Source organism: Gelidibacter mesophilus DSM 14095 (assembly GCF_000423005.1).
In the GTDB taxonomy this organism is placed as follows: domain Bacteria; phylum Bacteroidota; class Bacteroidia; order Flavobacteriales; family Flavobacteriaceae; genus Gelidibacter; species Gelidibacter mesophilus.
Map to the genome: position 1 here is coordinate 109,304 of NZ_AUHD01000004.1, position 18,766 is coordinate 128,069.

Consider the following 18,766-nt stretch of genomic DNA (forward strand, 5'->3'; position numbering starts at 1 on the left):
AAATTATGAGATGTTCAAAACGTAAAAATTTTACTTTAGCGCTTCGCTATAAATTCATTTAAAAAAAGGATGCCAAGATTTTATTCCATACACCCTTTTATAAATTAAAATTATAGAATCGAGAATAATTGGTTATTCAATTTCATCTGTGACCTCCCCACATCGTAGCATACTTGCACCAAAATACGGATTCAGGATCTCCTCCTCTTTGCTCATCCAAAACGCGCCAAGATCACCTTTCACCATGGGGCAATAATCCACATAAACTTTTTGATTGATGCCAAAGGTTTTTATGGCATTGATTAAGTGTGCCGAAAGATGGATAAAATGATCTCTTTGTTCTTCAATATCTGAAGTTTTGGAAATGGCAAGGGCGGACTCTTGCAGCTCTTTATCCAACAACATCCAATGGCTATGGCCCGGCTCCTCTTTTACCAACTTCATATCCACTTTTTTAAGGCTTTTAAGTAAGTCGCCAGCCGCCTTTTTTGGTGTTTCAGCATTGTCGTTAACTAAAGCTCTTTCCATGGTCATATAATCATTAAATACGGCTTTGAGTTGCTCTTGGAATTTTGATGGCACTTCCAATCTTTCAACGTCTGCAAGATGATCGGTAGGGTCCATTTCCGACTGTCCTGCGGTGTTCATCATACTCCTTTTTCCCTGTAGCTGTGCTGCCGCGTCAACTGTAAACGTACCATTCACCACGACTTCTTCGCCATTGGACAAACCGTCAACAATGCTATAATTAGCGCCACTTTTAGCGCCCAAGGTGACCTCGCGCATCTCGAAAACTGGTTCATCTGGATTCGTTTTTACATATACCAAAGATCGATTTCCCGTCCAAAGCACCGCAGTCGCAGGAACACTAATTAGTGCTTGTTTTTCTCCACTTTTTGCTACCTGAACTTTAGAGGTGACGAACATTCCAGGTTTTAAAATAGCCTCTTTATTATTTAAGGTTGCTCTAACCGAAACGGTTCGGGATTGGGTGTTTAGACTTGGGTCGATAAACGATATCGTGGCGTCAAATTCCTTATTAGGATACGCATTGGAAGTCACCGTTATTTTTTGACCGACCTTTAACTGCGAAATCTGATTTTCATAAGCGTCAAACACCGCCCAGACCGTACCTAAATTACTGACTTTTACGATCGGCTGACCTTGTTTGACGTAGTCGCCTTCCTCAGTAATTTTCTCTGAAACCGTACCTGAAACCGTCGCATATATCGGGAAATTCTCTCGAACTTTTCCTGAAGTCTCAATTTGGCTGATCTGGTCTTCGGACAGTTTCCATAGTTTCAATTTGTTGCGCACAGCGTTGTACAACGCCGGTTGTGATGCTTTAATAGAGGCTGCGGTCAACAACTCCTGCTGTGCCGCCACTAGCGCCGGAGCGTAAATAGTCGCCAACAATTCTCCTTTACGAACGTTTTCGCCAGTAAAATTGACATTTAATTTCTCTATTCGACCTTCAAAATAACTGGCCTGCACCGCATTGGCTTCTTCATTGGGCATGATCTTTCCAGAAAGCATCATTGAATTTCCTTCAGTTTCAGACTCAGTGCCCACCACCATCGTTTGTATATTGGCCAAAGCCATGGCGTTGTTGGTCATTTTTATTTCATTCAATGCAAGCCCTTCACCACCGGCATCTGCAGGAATTAAGTCCATACCACAAATTGGACAATCTCCAGGTTCGGGTTGCATAATTTGTGGGTGCATGGAACAGGTCCACATTTGGGCAACCTCTTCTGAATGCTCGTGGTTGTCTGAATTCACGGTCTTGTTTCCAGAATCTCCACCGAAGAGCAGAAAACCTACCAACAAGCCTACAATCAAGGCAACAACTGTGTAAATAATGTTCTTTTTCATTATATTTTTTATTTAGCGCTCTCTAAGCGTTTGATCATTTCTTTCATTTCGGCAATTTCTCGTTCTTGAGCTTCAATAATCTCATCCGCTAATTTTCTCACTTCAGGATCTTCAATATCGGCTCTTGAACTGGTCAAAATAGCAATAGAGTGATGCGGAATCATAGCTTTCAACCACAGTAAATCACCAACCACAGGGCTTTGGGCTCTTACTAAACCAAGGGCGCCGACAAATAATATCAAGCTTCCGAATAGGATAGCGATGTTCTTTTTCCTGTTTTGATACATTTTGCGCATAAAAACCCACATAATGACCGCCATAGCTGAAATCCCCAAACAAGTCATATAAAACCGGGTCAAGCTAAAATAAACGTGGTCTATAGCATATGTATTTAAATACATGGTGACATACATGGCAATAAACGATGCCACCAGCATCAGAATGAATTTTGTATAATTATTGTTTTTCGAGTGTTCTTTATTTGTTTCCATAATAATTTGTTTTTAGTTAAATCTTGGCAGCTCTTAATCTTAAGGCATTCCCTATCACGGATACCGAACTAAAACTCATAGCCAAAGCAGCAATCATGGGTGATAATAAAATTCCGAATACAGGAAATAACACACCTGCTGCAATCGGCACCCCTAAGGTGTTATAAACCAGTGCAAAAAAGAGGTTTTGCTTGATATTTTTCATCACGGCATGACTCAACTTTCGAGCTTTAACAATCCCGTGCAGATCGCCTTTCACCAAAGTAATCATGGCACTTTCAATAGCGACATCCGTCCCTGTACCCATGGCAATTCCCACGTCACTTTTCGCTAAAGCTGGTGCATCATTAATACCGTCACCAGCCATGGCAACGACTTTACCTTGTTTTTGCAGTTTTTCGACTTCCTTGAGTTTATCTTCTGGTAGCATGCTCGCTTTAAAACCGGTAAGATGAAGTTCTGTGGCCACCGCCTGTGCCGTGTTGTGATTATCACCAGTCAACATGATAACTTCAATGCCTCTTTCTTGAAGCTCCTTAATGGCTTTTGCACTTGTAGGCTTTATTTTATCACCGATCACCACATAGCCAACAACCTCTTTGTCAACGGCTAAATAGGAAACCGTTTTACCTTGTTGCTGAAAAGTCTTTGCTTCATTCTCCATTTCTGTACTGATCTCCGCATGGGCATGCTCCATCATTTTAGGATTTCCTAAAGCTACTTTTTGATTGTTAACCGTCGCTTCAACGCCTTTACCTGTAACTGCGCTAAAGGCCTCTGATTTGAAAATTTTAGCTTTTTGTTCTTTCCCATATTTTACAGTGGCGTCAGCTAACGGATGCTCACTGTTACTGTTTAGTGAAACGATGTATTCCAATACCTTCTTGTCTGTGAATTCTGAATTAAAAGAACCTACTTTTTCAACCGTTGGCTTGCCTTCAGTGATGGTCCCGGTTTTATCAATAATCAACACATCAACTTTATCCATTCGCTCAAGAGCCTCGGCATTTTTGATCAAGACCCCATTTTGAGCACCTTTACCAACACCTACCATTACGGACATTGGTGTTGCCAATCCTAAAGCACACGGACAGGCAATAATTAATACTGCAATTCCATTGACCAAGGCATAGACATAAGCTGGCTCAGGACCCCAAATAGCCCAAACTGCAAACGTTATTACAGATATAATGACTACTACCGGTACAAAATAACCAGAAATCTTATCGGCTAAATTTTGGATAGGCGCGCGACTTCGACTGGCATCATTTACCATATGGATGATTTGGGACAATAAGGTATCACTCCCCACTTTTTCAGCTTTCATTAGGAATGTTTGATTCCCATTAATCGTTCCACTGCTGACTTTATCGTCTATAGATTTGCTGACAGGAATTGGCTCTCCGGTGATCATCGATTCGTCAATACTCGATTCGCCTTCAGTAATGACACCATCTACAGGAATCTTATCTCCAGGTTTTACCTTTAGAATATCACCCAACTCAATTTTATCGATGCTCACTACGACCTCTTCACCATCTACCATTTTGACGGCTTTATTTGGTGCCAATTTCAATAACTCCTTTACCGCTGAATTGGTTTTGCTATGGGCACGTGCTTCTAATAGCTGGCCTAAAAGCACCAAGGTTAAAATAACGGTTGCCGCTTCAAAATAGACATGAACTGCACCAGAATCTGATCTGAACTGATCAGGGAAAACATTAGGAAAAAACAGCGCAACAACACTGAACACCCAAGCAACTCCCGCACCAATGCCAATAAGTGTAAACATATTGAGATTCCATGTTTTGATACTGCGATAGGCACGTTCAAAAAACATCCAAGTGGCGTAAAATACTACGGGAATGGAGAGTACAAATTGCACCCAATTCCAACTTTGCTGGGTCATGATATCATACAATGGATTCGTAGCGAGCATTTCGCTCATCGCAATAATGAAGATTGGCAAGGTAAATGCCATAGCGATCCAAAACTTCTTCAGTAATTTTTTATAGGTTTTCTCTTCTGAAGAAAGATCAGGTTCCATCGGAACTAAATCCATGCCACATATAGGACAGGAGCCAGCTTCATCTTGTACAATTTCAGGATGCATCGGACAGGTCCATTGCTCTGAAGCAACAGCTGATAAATTTTGCTCTTCGACCAAATCCATCCCACACACCGGACAATCGCCAGGTTTATCGTAGGTTTTGTCGCCTTCACAATGCATTGGACAGTAAAAGACACCCGTACCAACACCTTGTGGTGGTTTTTCTTTCTTGATTTCGGAGGGATCAGGCGCTTCGCCTACATTATATATATTATAAGTTCCACCATCATCTTTCAAAACTTCCTGGAATTTTTCGAGTGGAATATGGTTCTCCATTTCGATGGTCGCTTCTTTTTTCTCTAAATTCACGGAAGCACTTGAGACGCCTTCTACATTGGAAAGCGCTTTTTCAACGTGGCTTCTGCACCCATCACAAGTCATTCCTTCTATGCTGTAGGTATGGCTCTTGTGCGGCACTTCCCCCAAATTATAAATGCTATAAGTCCCGCCATCATCTTTTAAAGCTTTTTGAAACTTTTCAAGTGGAATATGGTTCTCCATTGCGATGGTCGCCTCTTTTTTCTCTAAATTGACTGAGGCACTTGAGACGCCTTCTACATTGGAAAGTGTCTCTTCAACGTGACTTCTACAACCATTGCAGGTCATTCCCTCTATGCTGTATATGTGTGTCATAATTTTAAATTTTAGATTCTTAAAGTTCCTATAAATATGAAAAACCCTATAGATTAGAACATAATATTTTCGGATTATCGTCCATCCGTGTTCAACTTGATTATAAGCTATCCTGAACGTTTTTCATAAATTCAATTATACGCTGCTTTTCAACGTCTGATAAAATGGCATCCCTATGAAACAAAGTGTAAGAGAAAAGAGGCATCTCATCATCTCTAATTTGGCTCATGATAGATTTTAGCTTGCTATTTTTTCTACGATTTGAATACGCGTCCCATTCACTGAAATTTAATTCCTTTTTCCCTTCCAGTATATGGTCCTCTAAGAACCAAGCAATGGGTTGAATTTTATTATACCATGGATGAGCTGTATTGTTACTGTGGCAATCATAACAAGACACCTGTAATAATTCACCAATAGCTTCGGGGGTTTTGTTAACCATCAAAAAATCGGTTTTTGGTACAAGGTGGCTCTGGTTGCGCTCTGTAGGTATAAACTGTATGCCTATAAAGACTACCAATAAAATGAGTGCTATGATTTTCAGTATTCTCATGAGGTCATTTTCGTTAAACCTACAAGGGACCCCCGCTGAAAGACGGGGATTACCTTGCAAATTAATTTCTTAATTGATCTCTTTTTGTACTTCCCCACATTTCATCATTTTGCTACCGAAGTATGGATTACTTATTTCCTTTTCCATACTCAACCAAGCACCACCTTCACCATACATTGGGCAAAATTGCTGGTAAAGCGTATTTGCTGTCCCGGTAATAGCTACCATATCAGTTACATCCTGATTCAACATCTGAAAATGTTCACGTTGGTGGGCCATATCACTTCTGCCAATATGCTCTGCATGTTCTGTTGCTGATTCAACAATTTCTTTCAGTTCTTTTTGTTGTTCAGAAGTATAGCTATCTAATTTAATACTTTTTAACGTACTTTCAAGTTTCTTTCCAGCATCTGCTGCAGCTTTTTCATCGGTTGCAACTAAAGCATCTTTAAGCACCATATAATCAGCCAATACTTGTTGGGATTCAGGATTTTGCACATTAGACTTAGATGTACTTGCTTGCTCTTGGCTCACTTCAGAGTCCATTGTAGCAGTTGAATCTTTCTTCTGATCATCTTTACAAGACATTGCTGTTAGGCCTACAAAAGCCATTGCCATAATTGTTGTTGTTACTCGTAAATTCTTCATTTTGATTTTAATTTAGATTAATACTTGGTTTTAACTGATTTATAAAGTTTTATTAGAATCTCACTGACAGCCCACCACCTGCACCAAAACGGTTGTCGTAGCTTGCCATCAATGAAAAATCTCGTGATAAAAAATATTCTACGCCTGCATTCCAGGTCACTTCGTTTGCGTAATTATTTCCGAAGGGAAGGCTATCAGCCCATCCGAAATCTGCCTGATATTCATACCTTCCAAAAATGGCTGTTCTTGGAAAAATCAATAGTTCACGGGACAGGCTTATCTGTGGTCTCAATTTGCTGTCGATACGTACATCAAGATTGAACAGATACGGTGTTAAAAATCGAATCCCGGCGATAGCGGTGGTCGAAATATCATCCATACTGTCTGCCATTTCATTTTCAGCTTTCACGCCACCGAAAACTCTGAAATAATCGTGTAGATAACGTTCATAGGTCACTTCGGCTTCCAAATTTTGGTTCCAGCCATATTCTGCGGAAATATTAAATTGGTTTCGAATATTAGATGCAACGAAATTAAATGACGCCATATGTGAGGCTGCTTCAAGTGTTGACCAAGCATAAAATTCGTCTGCTTCCTTGATTAAATGCTTTACTGGATGCTCTTCCATTCTTGGGTCACGTGGCGTCTCATAACTCACCACTCGTGCCATTCCACTCATCATATGATATAAGATATGACAGTGAAAAAACCAATCACCATGTTCGTCGCCTTCGTTTCCGCTGAATTCGATGGTCACTTCTTGCATCGGTGCAACATTAACGGTATGTTTTAAAGGGGAGTATTCCCCATTTTCATTGACAACTCTAAAAAAATGACCGTGCAAGTGCATGGGATGATGCATCATGGTAAGGTTATTAAAAGTTATCCGAGTTATCTCTTTTCCACTTATTTTAATATCATCTGTCTCACTTAATGGAACGCCGTTCATACTCCAGATATATCGGTTCATATTTCCAGTTAGGTTCAAAAGGATTTACTTAACAGGAAGTTCTTTATCATAGGTCGTTGGTTCTGGGGATTTCAGATAGTCATAATTGTATTCTGAAAACATACCCATACCTTCCATTCCTGAATGGTCCATTGCCATTCCCTTTTCAGCTTCAGTGGAATCCTTTTTCATTGCCATTTTGGAATGATCCATTTTGGAATGATCCATTTTCTCATCGATAGCAGCCTCTTTGGAAGTTTCCATCTTCATTTCATCCATTTGCATTCCGTATTCTTCCTTCATTTCATAGCGCTCATCCTTTTTTGGACGGAATTTCAAAGCGTGTGCCCCCATTTTCATATCCATTTTTGCCATCTCCTGCATCATCTCAATCTTATCGGGTTTTGCCATAACCCCTGCAGGAAGCACTTCTCCTTTTCCAAAATACGCTGTAACTATCCCAGAACCATCCTGTGCCATTGCCCGTAACTCAATCTTCCCATGATGAGGAATAGTGATTATAAAATCATAGGTTTCGGCTGTAGCTATGAAAGTTTTAGGATGTTCAACGGGAACAACATCAACCCCATCAGCAGATACTAATAAAGGCGTTTCCCCTCCCATGGTCATCCAAAACTGAGAGGAAGCAGAACCGTTTATGACTCGTAATCGTACCTTCTCACCTGGTTTATAATTAGGATATTCTTGAGTTTTCTCTCCATTGACCAAAAATGCGGGATAATAGACATCCGCTATGTCTGCACCACCCATCCGTTGTCTCCAGAAATCGAGCTGTGCACCGAACGCACCACGGGCAATGACCTTATTCAAAGGTGTTGCCGTTCCCTTCTTCATTTGATACCATTCGTTACCGCGCTTAATATTTTGCATGATGCGGTGCGGATTTTCATTGGTCCAATCAGATAACATGACAATTAAATCATGGTCATAATCCAAGGTTTTTTCCTTTGGATGGCTCAGCAAGGAACCAAAAACGCCACTTTGCTCTTGGAGCATGGTGTGGGAGTGGTACCAATACGTTCCCGACTGTCTGATAGGAAATTCATATTTAAATGTGGTTCCAGCTTTAATTGGAGGCGTTGTTAAATAAGGTACACCGTCAAAAAAATTGGGTAACAAAAGTCCGTGCCAATGAATTGAGGTTTCAACGCTCATTTCATTTTTCACGTAAATCACAGCATAATCCCCTTGTGCAAACTCCAAAGTTGGCCCTGGAATGGTTCCATTGACGGTCATTCCCTTAACCTGTTTTCCTGTTTTACTGATCAATTCTTCCTTGATTACCAAGGTATATTCACGAACCGGAAGATTATCAGGATTGCCTTCCACTATTTGTGCAGTTATCTGTCCACAGCCTATTAAAAGCAATATTGAAAAGAACTTTAGATGGTTCATTTGTTATTAGTTTTAAATTATTGTGTATTCGAATTCATTGATAAATAGTCATCAATTTGTTCCCATAAAATAATCAATGATGCTCACTTGATGAAAATATGCACCGATCGCATCGATACGATTCAATTGAAAATTCAACTGCAATTCTTGCACATCTAAAACCTCTCTAAAATCTGTAGTGCCCGTCTCATAGTTTTTAAACAAAATTTCAGTCGCATTCTCTGCTTGTTTCAAATTCTTGTCCTGCGTTTCCAAACTGATACGCGCTGCATTCCTGCTTCTCACAGCAGTCTGCAATTCTGCAATCAAGGAATTTTGGGAAGCTTGCTTTTGAACCTCCAAGGCTTCATGTTGGATTTTGTTCTGCTTCGCAATGGACTTATATTTATTATTGAAAATTGGTATTGAAACGGATACCATCGGCATCAACATATTAGGCGCTTCGTTGTACAACATATACTCCATCCCTACCCCAAACCCCGGTGCACTCTCTTTTTTATTGAGCGCATCGGCTTGGGAAACGACCTTGTTCAGTTCCTCGAATTTTCGCAATTCGGGATGCAAAGTAAGATTGTCAAAATCTATGTCACTATCCTTTTCGGGCATGATTAAGCTATCTAAAATTGAGATCTCGGCTATTTCATTCCGGTTCATAATCTTATTGAACGCTGTCAGCTCTGCGGCATAATCTTGCTCCAGCACTAATTTTCGTTCCATTAGATCGTTTTGTCGCATCTGAAGTCGCAACACCGAAACTGCAGAAGCCTGCCCTACTTCGACAGAGGTTAATGCCATCCGCTCATAAACCTGTAAAAGCTGAATGTTGGCATCCAATACTTCTTGCTTTTTAGCGATTGCATATAAGCGGTAATACGATTGTGACAAGACCATGGCGATTTTTCTTTTGGCAATTTCAATCTCCAAAAAATCTGCATCGGCCATTGCTGCGGCATAGTCGCCACGAGCCGAAATCGTCCCAAACCAAGGCAGCATTTGCATCACCGAAAATTCCGCTTGTTGCATCATGGGCATCTCGGTGCCTATCATATAACCTCCTGAAAACTCGGTATTGGGAAGTGTGTTGGTCTCTATGATCTTTTCAGTAGAAATAGCATGTTGCTTTTCTACGGCCTGAATATTCGGATTGTTATTGATGGCTTCTTTAATATAAGTTTCCAGCTGCTGGCTTTGCGAAGACCAACCAAAAAATAGCAGCGTCACAAGACATAGACCCCCAACACGACACTGCTGAAAACGCAAACGAATAGTTGTATTTAAATTTAGATTCATTATTTCTATTGTTTTTTAAGGATTCTTAGCCGTCTTTTCAATTTTGCTTCGCGTCTCCAACTGAAGAGTACAGGAACAACAAAAAGCGTAATCAGCGCAATCAACATGCCGCCAAAACTCGGAATGGCCATCGGGATCATGATATCACTTCCCCGACCTGTAGAGGTCAATATTGGCAACAAGGCCAAAATAGTGGTGGCCGTAGTCATCAAAGCGGGACGTATTCTTTTATTTCCTGCTTCTACTACAGATGCACGGATTTCCTTGACATCTTCGGGGTCGTTTTTATCAAAAGTTTGGGTGAGATACGTTGCCATCACCACACCATCATCCGTAGCAATCCCGAAGAGGGCAATAAATCCTACCCAGACGGCCACACTTAGATTAATGGGATGCATTTGGAACATCTCCCGCAAGTTTTCTCCAAAAAAGGTAAAATTTAAGAACCAATCCTGTCCGTAAAACCAAATCAGCAAAAATCCTCCGGCAAAAGCAACGGTGATTCCTGAAAATACTATCAGTGAAGTAAATACAGAACGGAACTGGAAATAAAGGATCAATAAGATGATCCCCAAGGCCAAAGGCACAATTACGGAAAGTGTTTTCTCGGCGCGTATCTGGTTTTCATAAGTTCCAGTAAATTGATAATTGATCCCTTTTGGAACGGTGAGTTCTCCACTGGCGATCTTTTCTTTGATCAACGCCTGTGCATTCTCAACGACATTGACTTCTGCGTAACCTTCCAATTTATCGAACAAGACATAACCCACCAAAAATGTGTCCTCACTTTTGATCATCTGCGGCCCCTGCTCGTAGCGTATTTCTACAAGTTCTCCCAATGGTACTGGATTGCCTTTTTCTACCGGCACATAGATATTCTTAAGATCGTATGGGTTTGCCCGTAACTCGCGTGGATAGCGAACCCGAACGTCATAACGTTCTCTTCCTTCTACCGTTTGGGTCAATGGCATCCCTCCGACTGCAACTTGCAAAATTTGCTGTACATCTTCTATAGACACTCCATATCGCGCTAAACGATCTCTTTTAATATCTATTAACAGGTAAGGTTTTCCTACAATTCGATCGGCAAAAACAGCTTCTACTTTTACGCCTTCGGCATGTTTTAAGATTTCCTCAAGTTCAATTCCAAAGGCTTCAATTTCCCGCAGATCTTGACCTTTTACTTTAATCCCCATCGGCGCTCGCATTCCAGTTTGCAACATGACCAATCGGGTTTCAATAGGCTGCAATTTTGGAGCGGAGGTGACACCAGGGATTTTCGTTACCCGAACGATTTCATTCCAAATATCATCAGGGGATTTTATTTCCGGTCGCCAGTTTCTATAAAATTCGCCATCATCATCCGGAACAAGATCTTGGTCCTTCACGAAAAACGCATCCTGAGTTTCTGAATTCTCAGTAGATCTATCTTTAGCGGCTTCACTATTTGGATTGAGAGCAAGTTTGCCGTCCTTAAGAATAAATAGCCCATCATTATTCACTTTAAACCTTTGGCGCTTTCCATCTTCATTTAGAGCGTATTCCGACTTATAGAGAATGATATTCTCATACATTGCCAATGGCGCTGGGTCAAGTGCCGACTCGGTCCGACCTGCCTTTCCAACAACGGTTTCAATCTCTGGAATGCTCGCCACGGCCATATCCAATTGCTGAAGTACCCGTTTGTTTTCTTCCACGCCAGAGTGGGGCATGGAGGTAGGCATCAACAAAAAGGAACCTTCATTTAAGGAAGGCATAAATTCCTTACCTGTATTTTGCCAAATCATAATTCCAAAAACAACGATAAGAGCTGGTATAGACAGGAACACTAACTTGTTGCGAAGTGCCCAACCGAGGATACGCGTATAGTAATGCATAAACAACCAGAATACGCCCAAAAGACCAAAACAGATCAATCCAACAAATATAAGGTTCCAGAAGATACTTTTATCCACGCCAAGTGGGCGCCAGAATTCTGCCAAAAGGAAGACTACAGCCAAGGCCGAAATAAATATATTGATGCTATTGGCCCGCTCGTCAGTTAGTGTTAACCTGTTAGATATTTTAGAAGCAGTCCCTTCATCCTTTAACAGCGCAGTGATACCGAATCCTATTAAGATCAGACCCAACCAATACCCAAAAACTATGGCTGCAATGCCTATGATGATCAATAATCCACTAATTATAGTTGTAGTTACCTTTTTTAAACTTGTTCTTCGGAACAAGTAGGCCGCAAACGGAGGAATCAGAAATAGCGCCACGATAAATGAAGCGGTAATGGCCATGGTTTTGGTAAAGGCCAAGGGTCTGAATAATTTCCCTTCCGCACCGATCATCGTGAACACCGGAATAAAACTGATGATGGTCGTCAATACTGCAGTAAGAATAGCACTTGAAACTTCGGCACTTCCCTCATAGACCACTGTATTGATCGATTTTTTACTACCTGTCAGGCTATAACGTTCCTTTTCCTCATCGAGATGTCGGATGATATTTTCGGTAAGGATGATCCCAATATCCACCATGGTCCCAATGGCAATGGCAATCCCGGATAAGGCCACAATATTGGCATCCACATTAAAGAACTTCATTGTGATAAAGACCATTAAGACCGCAACGGGCAAGAGTCCAGAAATTAGTACGGAAGCTCTTAGATTGAAGACCATCACGATAATCACAAAGATGGTAATGAGTATTTCCAGGCTTAAAGCTTCATCAAGCGTGTCCAAAGTTTCCTGAATAAGTATCGAACGGTCGTAAAACGGAACAACCGTAAGCTGGGATAGTCTACCATCAGAAAGTTCCTTGGAAGGCAGACCGGCTTTAAGTTCTTCCAGCTTTAACTTGACATTGTTGATCACCTCCATTGGGTTGGCACCGTAGCGCGCCGTAACAACGCCGCCCACAACCTCAGCACCTTCCTTGTCCAAAATCCCTCTTCGAGGAGCAGGGCCCAAGCTGACGTTTGCGATATCCTTTATCCGTATGGATGTATAATTTTCGGAGGTCACCACGGCATCTTCAATATCTGCAACGGACTTGATATATCCGAGACCTCGAACCAAGTATTCCACCTGATTGATTTCCATGGTCTGGGCACCAATATCCTTATTGCTTTCTTTGACTGCTTTAACAATTTCAGACAAGCTGATATTGTATTGGCGCATCAACTCTGGTTTCACATCAATTTGATATTCCTGTACATAGCCTCCAATAGACGCCACTTCAGAAACGCCACTTGCAGAAGAAAGTGCATATTTCACATAATAGTCCTGAATGCTTCTGAGTTCGTGAAGATCCCAACCTCCGGTGACGTTACCATCTTTATCGCGACCTTCCAAAGTGTACCAGTACACCTGGCCTAATCCTGTGGCATCTGGGCCCAAGGATGGGTTGACACCATCGGGAAGCAGACCGGAAGGTAAGGAATTGAGTTTTTCCAAGATACGGCTACGACTCCAGTAGAACTCGACATCTTCTTCAAAAATGATATAGATGCTCGAAAAGCCGAACATGGAAGAACTACGGATGGTCTTCACCCCTGAAATGCCCAGTAAGGTCGTGGTAAGTGGATAGCTTATTTGATCCTCTATATCTTGTGGGGAACGCCCTTCCCATTGGGTATAAACGATTTGTTGGTTTTCGCCAATATCAGGAATGGCATCAACGGCGACAGGATTGCTGGGAAGAAAGCCAGTGTCCCACTTAAAAGGTGCATTGACCACACCCATGCCTACAAAGAGTGCGAGTAATAGAACTGCGACGAGTTTATTCTCTATGAGAAATTTTATGCTTTTATTTAGCATGTAAATGGATTGTTAAACAGTTGAACCTCGTGTCGTACGCTGATAAAATCAGAATATGAAACACAACAAAATGTGCCCAAAACGGAACTACCGCAGGGCAAAATATTTACTGTTTAAAATCAAATTAAATAAGTCTCGTGTAGCTTTTGTATATCCCGTATAACAAAGGGAGGATTATAGTCTCTAAAAGGAACGCTATTCTCGTCTTGTACTTCAAAGAGATTAAGATACGAATGATAAAAAGTGGCAACAAAGACCTGTTGCTCAAAGGTTAGTGTATCAAATGATAATTTCAGATCATCTTGACCTTCCATGATTATCTGCGACTCTGAACAGCATGTACTTTTTGTAAGTTCAGTGCCACAATCCTTAGTTGATTTTTGTTTTTCCATTCCGCACGTTTTTACGTTATCGAATAAAGAAAAATCGACTAAAGTATCGCCACAAAAATGCATATTAAGAGCGAAAGAAAGAGTGCTGAACAACACTAGACCTGCCATCTTTATAGATAATATTTTAAAAATTAATGCATTCATGGTATCGCAAAATTAGGCAAAATAAATGATATGGGTAGCGACAATCCCTCAAATTTAAAAATTTAACCTGATTTAACAGTTCCTTTTATATTAAAACACGCTAAAATAAAAAGCTTTAAATTTACTGATTCTTTTTCAAGACCTCTTTTTGTAATTGAAATAAAGTTACGGAAAGAAGACTTACAGTCCCGAGCATAACAACAGACACATCACTATGCAAAACTTAACAATGTAAACAAAGCGACCATGTTGAAGTCGCTTATAATTGATTCAGCTACATTTCAAAAGAGCAACTCAAATATTTAATTCTTTCAAATTACGCTACACTTTGCAACCAGCGTTGCACATAGCTGTCATTTCTAGCATACCATTGCGTATTGATAGCATAGGAAAACCCGTTACGTTTAAATTCAAAATCCCAAGTCCATCGGTTCACACCTTTTCCATCTTTTACGGCATCAGTTTTTTCTTTGTCCGTAAAATGCTCTGGAACTTTTAAAAATAGCGGCATGTTGATATCAAAAACAGATTTTGAATGGGTCTTTTTACAGAACTTGTCCAATTCGGCATCTGAAAATTTTTTAATTGCGTTTGAAATTTTTTCTTGAATTTCAGTGTTGGAATATATTCGTTGATTCATAATTAATTCTAAGTTCTCGTTAATTTCTTTATGGCTAAACCCAAGGGTGCAAGATAGGGGATTAAGTGTCGGGTTGAAATTATTTTAAGTCTTCATTTGATATCTATTCGTAAAAAACTAAATGTTGTAAATTTGCTTTTATATAATAGATTAAATTACCTAAAATCATCTTTCTGATCACGTCAACATTCAACATCATATTTATGAAAAATATATATTCTAAAATTCTAGTACTTGCAATTGGTTCTCTAATGGTGTCCTGTGCTGGTAATCCATACGCTCCCACAAACAGAGCGCATAAAAAACAAACCAACGCACTCAGTAAAGAATTAAAAGTCCTGCCACCACCTGCACCAGGAACTTCTGCCATGTTTAAATATGCCGATAACTGGGTTGGCACTACAAATTTTAATTTAAGACGACCAAATCTTGTCGTGATTCACCACACGGCCCAAGATTCTGTTGGACAAACTCTTAAAACGTTTACATTGGAACGAACCCAAGTGAGTTCGCATTATGTGATAGGAAAAAATGGTGAAATCTATCATATGCTTAACGATCTCTATCGCGCATGGCACGGAGGCAGTGGCCAATGGGGGTCAAACACCGATATAAATTCTGCATCTATTGGTATCGAATTGGATAATAATGGTTTTGATGAATTTTCGCCAGTCCAAATTGCAAGTCTGTTGGAATTATTAGAAGATCTCAAAACAAAATATAAGATTCCAGCCGCCAATTTTATTGGTCATTCGGATATAGCTCCTACCAGGAAAAACGATCCTAATAGGACATTCCCATGGAAGTTACTCGCAAAAAAAGGCTACGGATTGTGGTATGATGAAAGTATTACAGCAATTGTTAAACCTTTGGAAGACAGCAGTTTTTCTTCACAAGTGGCAACAACAGAACTTCATACTATTTTGAACGATTCGGCTAATGTGACTACAATAGAAGTCGCAAAAGAAGCCATATTGGATGTGAGTCCTGCTGTGGCCTTAAAGATAATTGGGTATGATGTGACAGACTTACCAGCTGCCATCAAAGCATTCAAGCTGCACTTTATACAAACTGAGGTTGATTCAACATTAACAGATTATGATTTAAAGGTGCTCAACAATCTTTATAAGAAATATTTATGACCCTTTTAATATGCAAATAATAACTGATATTTTGACACTATTGAACGTCGAGCCTTCATTTTCATAGATGATTTGTTCTAAAGTTGCAGATGGAGTACCGTTCCCGCTCTTGTCAATTCTGATAGATACAGGGCAATATTTCTTTTGGACATATCCAAACTGATCCGATCTCAACCAATTGGGGTCTATAAATTCATTAGCCATGAGGTTTTCACATCATGAGACTAACCTTCCTCCTTTTACCTCCATGAAATTATAAACTCATGAAATCGCCATTGAATTATAATCATTCAAAAGTTTCTAAAATTAGAAAAATCTGTTGGAAAAAAACACCAATTTCTGGATGAAACAATTGACTGATCATAACCTAAAAATTACATACTGTCGCATTATGTATTTATATTCGCAAATGCAACAACAAAAATGAGTGTATTTCTCTTTGCTTGTAGGTATATGTTGTTTTGCTAAGCGAATTTATAATTGTTTCATGAGGTTTATACAATCAATTTTAAGAGGAATCGGCCAAGTCTTCTTTCAGAATAATATATTTTCTGGTATATTATTTTTAGTCGGCATCTTTTATAACTCCTGGTTATTAGGCTTAGCCGCCCTGTTCGGAACAGTTATAAGCACAACTACGGCTCAAGTTCTAAGATTTTCGAAAGCAGATATTGAAAACGGACTATATGGTTTTAATGGTACCTTAACAGGGATTGCCATTTTGTATTTTTTTGAGTTCAATTTTATTAGCGTTTTCGCCCTCTTATTAGGTTCCGTTTTTTCAACATTGGTAATGCATTTTCTAAAGAAAATCATTCCACCATTCACATTCCCATTCGTTTTGACCACTTGGCTCATCATGTCCATATTTTTATTATTTCTTGAAATTCCCCTCTTATCCTCATCACAATCATTAACAAATATTATTGACATCCTAAGCGTATCAAGCAATAGCTTTGGGCAAGTAATGTTTCAAGAAAACATAGTCACTGGCGTATTTTTTTTATTAGCCATTTTGGTAAATAATAGATTAATGGCAGTCTATGCTGTGTATGCTGTTATTTTAGGTTCACTAACGGGATGGGCTTTATCCGAGGCAGTGACATCAATAAATTCTGGCTTTATGGGCTACAACGCTATACTTTGCGCCATTGCTCTTACTGGAAAAAGTTGGAAAGACTTATTATGGGTTAGCGTTGCGATAGTTCTCTCAACCCTGCTAAAAATTTGGTTGACCCAGATGGGAATTATTACTTTGACCGCTCCTTTTGTTCTAGCCACGTGGACTGTTTTAATACTAAAGAACCCCAAATCCATCCGACGAGGTATCAATAAAAGATTGTATTTTCGGTCAAGTCAAAACTCGGAATATTAAAACCCAGTTGTGTCAACTATAGGTTTTGAAAGGCACAGCGTAGGATTTTATTGTTTTATTCTCGATTTTTGTATCGTTAAGCACCTTACGTGCTTGAATATGCTTATGGTGGATCACCTCTTCTATTTCCAAGATTGGAGACAAGAAGGTGTCGTAATCTTTACTTAAACTCGCCCATTCATCTCTTGTTTTGGTTTTAAAAAGTAATTCCAAGTCCTTTTTGGGAAAGATGCCATCAATCAATTCCATATCTGTTTTTCTTTTCCAGTCTGGTTTATCCACCATCTCACAGAAGGCATTCCAAAATTTAGGTTCCAACGCTCCTAAGGCCACCCATTTTCCATCTGAACATTCGTAAACATTATAATTGACCAACATGCCACTTAAAATAGGTGTTTTTTTATAAGATGCACCGCCTTGGAACATACTGTGTGCAATGGCATTTAATGGGATGGTAGCATCGAGCAAGCTAAGATCGATATACTGTGGTTTATTCTGTAATTTCTGAGCCAACATGCCCCATGTACACGCCGAAAGCAGCATATAAGAGCCACCGGCAATATCGGCGATTTGAAAACCGGGAATAACGGGTTTCCCTTGGTTATCCCTATTCAAATCCAATAAGCCTGCCGTAGCCAAATAATTAATATCATGCCCGGCCTTTGTATGCAGATCTCCATTTTGTCCGTAGCCTGTAACCGAGACATAAACAATATTTGGGTTGCTATTTTTTACCGTCTCAAAATCCAAATTAAAACTGGCCATGGCGCCCGGACGAAACTGTTCGATCAACACATCGGCAGTGGCTGTTAAATCGGTTATTTTCTGATAGCCTTCTTCAGTTTCATAATCAATAATAACCTGTTCCTTAGAATGGTTCATTGCATGAAACATGAGCGAACTATCTCCTATTTTAGGCTCGTAAAAACGGGTGTAATCCAATCGCTTGGGACTTTCTATTTTGATGACCTTAGCGCCCAATTGGCTTAATAAATGCGTGCCCAAAGGCCCAGGCAACAAACGCGTGAAATCAATAATGGTAATCCCTTGCAGTGGCTTTGTTTCTTGCATTAATCTTCTATTTGATGGCATTTATCTCTTCCAATGGGAATTCTCAATTTGAATGATATGAATAGGCGCTAAAACCTCCTCTGCACGAACGCGTAACTATGTATCTTGGAAGTGTCTCACCAGCTCTAATTTTTTTGACACGTCCCGATAGCTAACGGGATCACTAATTTTCACAAAACTAAGCGCTCTTCAAACCTTGACAATTACAATACTTATCATTTCACGAACCTG

At 40.0% G+C, this 18,766-nt stretch carries 12 protein-coding genes and 1 pseudogene; 2 read left to right on the forward strand and 11 right to left on the reverse strand.

Features of this window, described 5'->3' with window-relative positions; genetic code table 11:
* Positions 1 to 132 precede the first annotated feature (132 nt).
* From G525_RS0103955 to G525_RS20165, 10 genes and pseudogenes are all read right to left on the reverse strand, one after another.
* Positions 133 to 1,875, reverse strand: coding sequence for an efflux RND transporter periplasmic adaptor subunit (locus tag G525_RS0103955; RefSeq protein ID WP_027125003.1), 1,743 nt, complete (start codon positions 1,873 to 1,875; stop codon positions 133 to 135).
* Positions 1,876 to 1,883: 8 nt separating this feature from the next.
* Positions 1,884 to 2,366, reverse strand: coding sequence for a DUF305 domain-containing protein (locus G525_RS0103960; protein WP_027125004.1), 483 nt, complete (start codon positions 2,364 to 2,366; stop codon positions 1,884 to 1,886).
* A 16-nt stretch (positions 2,367 to 2,382) separates the two neighbouring features.
* Positions 2,383 to 5,109, reverse strand: coding sequence for a heavy metal translocating P-type ATPase (locus G525_RS0103965; protein ID WP_027125005.1), 2,727 nt, complete (start codon positions 5,107 to 5,109; stop codon positions 2,383 to 2,385).
* Between the two features lie 100 nt (positions 5,110 to 5,209).
* Complete coding sequence (locus G525_RS0103970; RefSeq protein WP_027125006.1) at positions 5,210 to 5,662, reverse strand: heme-binding domain-containing protein; 453 nt, start codon at positions 5,660 to 5,662, stop codon at positions 5,210 to 5,212.
* Between the two features lie 69 nt (positions 5,663 to 5,731).
* Entirely contained in the window at positions 5,732 to 6,310 is a 579-nt protein-coding gene (locus G525_RS0103975; RefSeq protein ID WP_027125007.1) for a DUF3347 domain-containing protein, read from the reverse strand.
* Positions 6,311 to 6,362: 52 nt separating this feature from the next.
* Positions 6,363 to 8,675 (reverse strand): annotated as a pseudogene (locus G525_RS20160) (multicopper oxidase domain-containing protein).
* A 51-nt stretch (positions 8,676 to 8,726) separates the two neighbouring features.
* Positions 8,727 to 9,965, reverse strand: coding sequence for a TolC family protein (locus G525_RS0103985; protein ID WP_051209769.1), 1,239 nt, complete (start codon positions 9,963 to 9,965; stop codon positions 8,727 to 8,729).
* A 5-nt stretch (positions 9,966 to 9,970) separates the two neighbouring features.
* Positions 9,971 to 13,771: an efflux RND transporter permease subunit gene (locus G525_RS0103990; RefSeq protein WP_027125009.1), complete on the reverse strand. Its 3,801-nt coding sequence runs from the start codon at positions 13,769 to 13,771 to the stop codon at positions 9,971 to 9,973.
* 119 nt (positions 13,772 to 13,890) lie between these two features.
* Complete coding sequence (locus G525_RS0103995; protein WP_027125010.1) at positions 13,891 to 14,307, reverse strand: HYC_CC_PP family protein; 417 nt, start codon at positions 14,305 to 14,307, stop codon at positions 13,891 to 13,893.
* Between the two features lie 316 nt (positions 14,308 to 14,623).
* Entirely contained in the window at positions 14,624 to 14,947 is a 324-nt protein-coding gene (locus G525_RS20165; RefSeq protein WP_051209771.1) for a hypothetical protein, read from the reverse strand.
* Positions 14,948 to 15,150: 203 nt separating this feature from the next.
* On the opposite strand from G525_RS20165, the gene G525_RS0104005 reads away from it, so the two are divergent.
* Positions 15,151 to 16,089: an N-acetylmuramoyl-L-alanine amidase gene (locus G525_RS0104005; protein ID WP_027125011.1), complete on the forward strand. Its 939-nt coding sequence runs from the start codon at positions 15,151 to 15,153 to the stop codon at positions 16,087 to 16,089.
* A gap of 487 nt (positions 16,090 to 16,576) precedes the next feature.
* Complete coding sequence (locus G525_RS20170; protein WP_051209772.1) at positions 16,577 to 17,464, forward strand: urea transporter; 888 nt, start codon at positions 16,577 to 16,579, stop codon at positions 17,462 to 17,464.
* A gap of 12 nt (positions 17,465 to 17,476) precedes the next feature.
* Here G525_RS20170 and G525_RS20175 read toward each other — a convergent pair whose 3' ends face one another.
* On the reverse strand, positions 17,477 to 18,535 hold the full coding sequence (locus G525_RS20175; protein ID WP_051209774.1) for a CaiB/BaiF CoA transferase family protein: 1,059 nt from the start codon (positions 18,533 to 18,535) through the stop codon (positions 17,477 to 17,479).
* Positions 18,536 to 18,766 lie beyond the last annotated feature (231 nt).

Coding starts and splice junctions, on each gene's coding strand:
- G525_RS0103955 (WP_027125003.1), bottom strand. CDS start 1,875: ATGAAAAAGAACATTATTTACACAGTTGTTGCCTTGATTGTAGGCTTG.
- G525_RS0103960 (WP_027125004.1), bottom strand. CDS start 2,366: ATGGAAACAAATAAAGAACACTCGAAAAACAATAATTATACAAAATTC.
- G525_RS0103965 (WP_027125005.1), bottom strand. CDS start 5,109: ATGACACACATATACAGCATAGAGGGAATGACCTGCAATGGTTGTAGA.
- G525_RS0103970 (WP_027125006.1), bottom strand. CDS start 5,662: ATGAGAATACTGAAAATCATAGCACTCATTTTATTGGTAGTCTTTATA.
- G525_RS0103975 (WP_027125007.1), bottom strand. CDS start 6,310: ATGAAGAATTTACGAGTAACAACAACAATTATGGCAATGGCTTTTGTA.
- G525_RS0103985 (WP_051209769.1), bottom strand. CDS start 9,965: ATGAATCTAAATTTAAATACAACTATTCGTTTGCGTTTTCAGCAGTGT.
- G525_RS0103990 (WP_027125009.1), bottom strand. CDS start 13,771: ATGCTAAATAAAAGCATAAAATTTCTCATAGAGAATAAACTCGTCGCA.
- G525_RS0103995 (WP_027125010.1), bottom strand. CDS start 14,307: ATGAATGCATTAATTTTTAAAATATTATCTATAAAGATGGCAGGTCTA.
- G525_RS20165 (WP_051209771.1), bottom strand. CDS start 14,947: ATGAATCAACGAATATATTCCAACACTGAAATTCAAGAAAAAATTTCA.
- G525_RS0104005 (WP_027125011.1), top strand. CDS start 15,151: ATGAAAAATATATATTCTAAAATTCTAGTACTTGCAATTGGTTCTCTA.
- G525_RS20170 (WP_051209772.1), top strand. CDS start 16,577: ATGAGGTTTATACAATCAATTTTAAGAGGAATCGGCCAAGTCTTCTTT.
- G525_RS20175 (WP_051209774.1), bottom strand. CDS start 18,535: ATGCAAGAAACAAAGCCACTGCAAGGGATTACCATTATTGATTTCACG.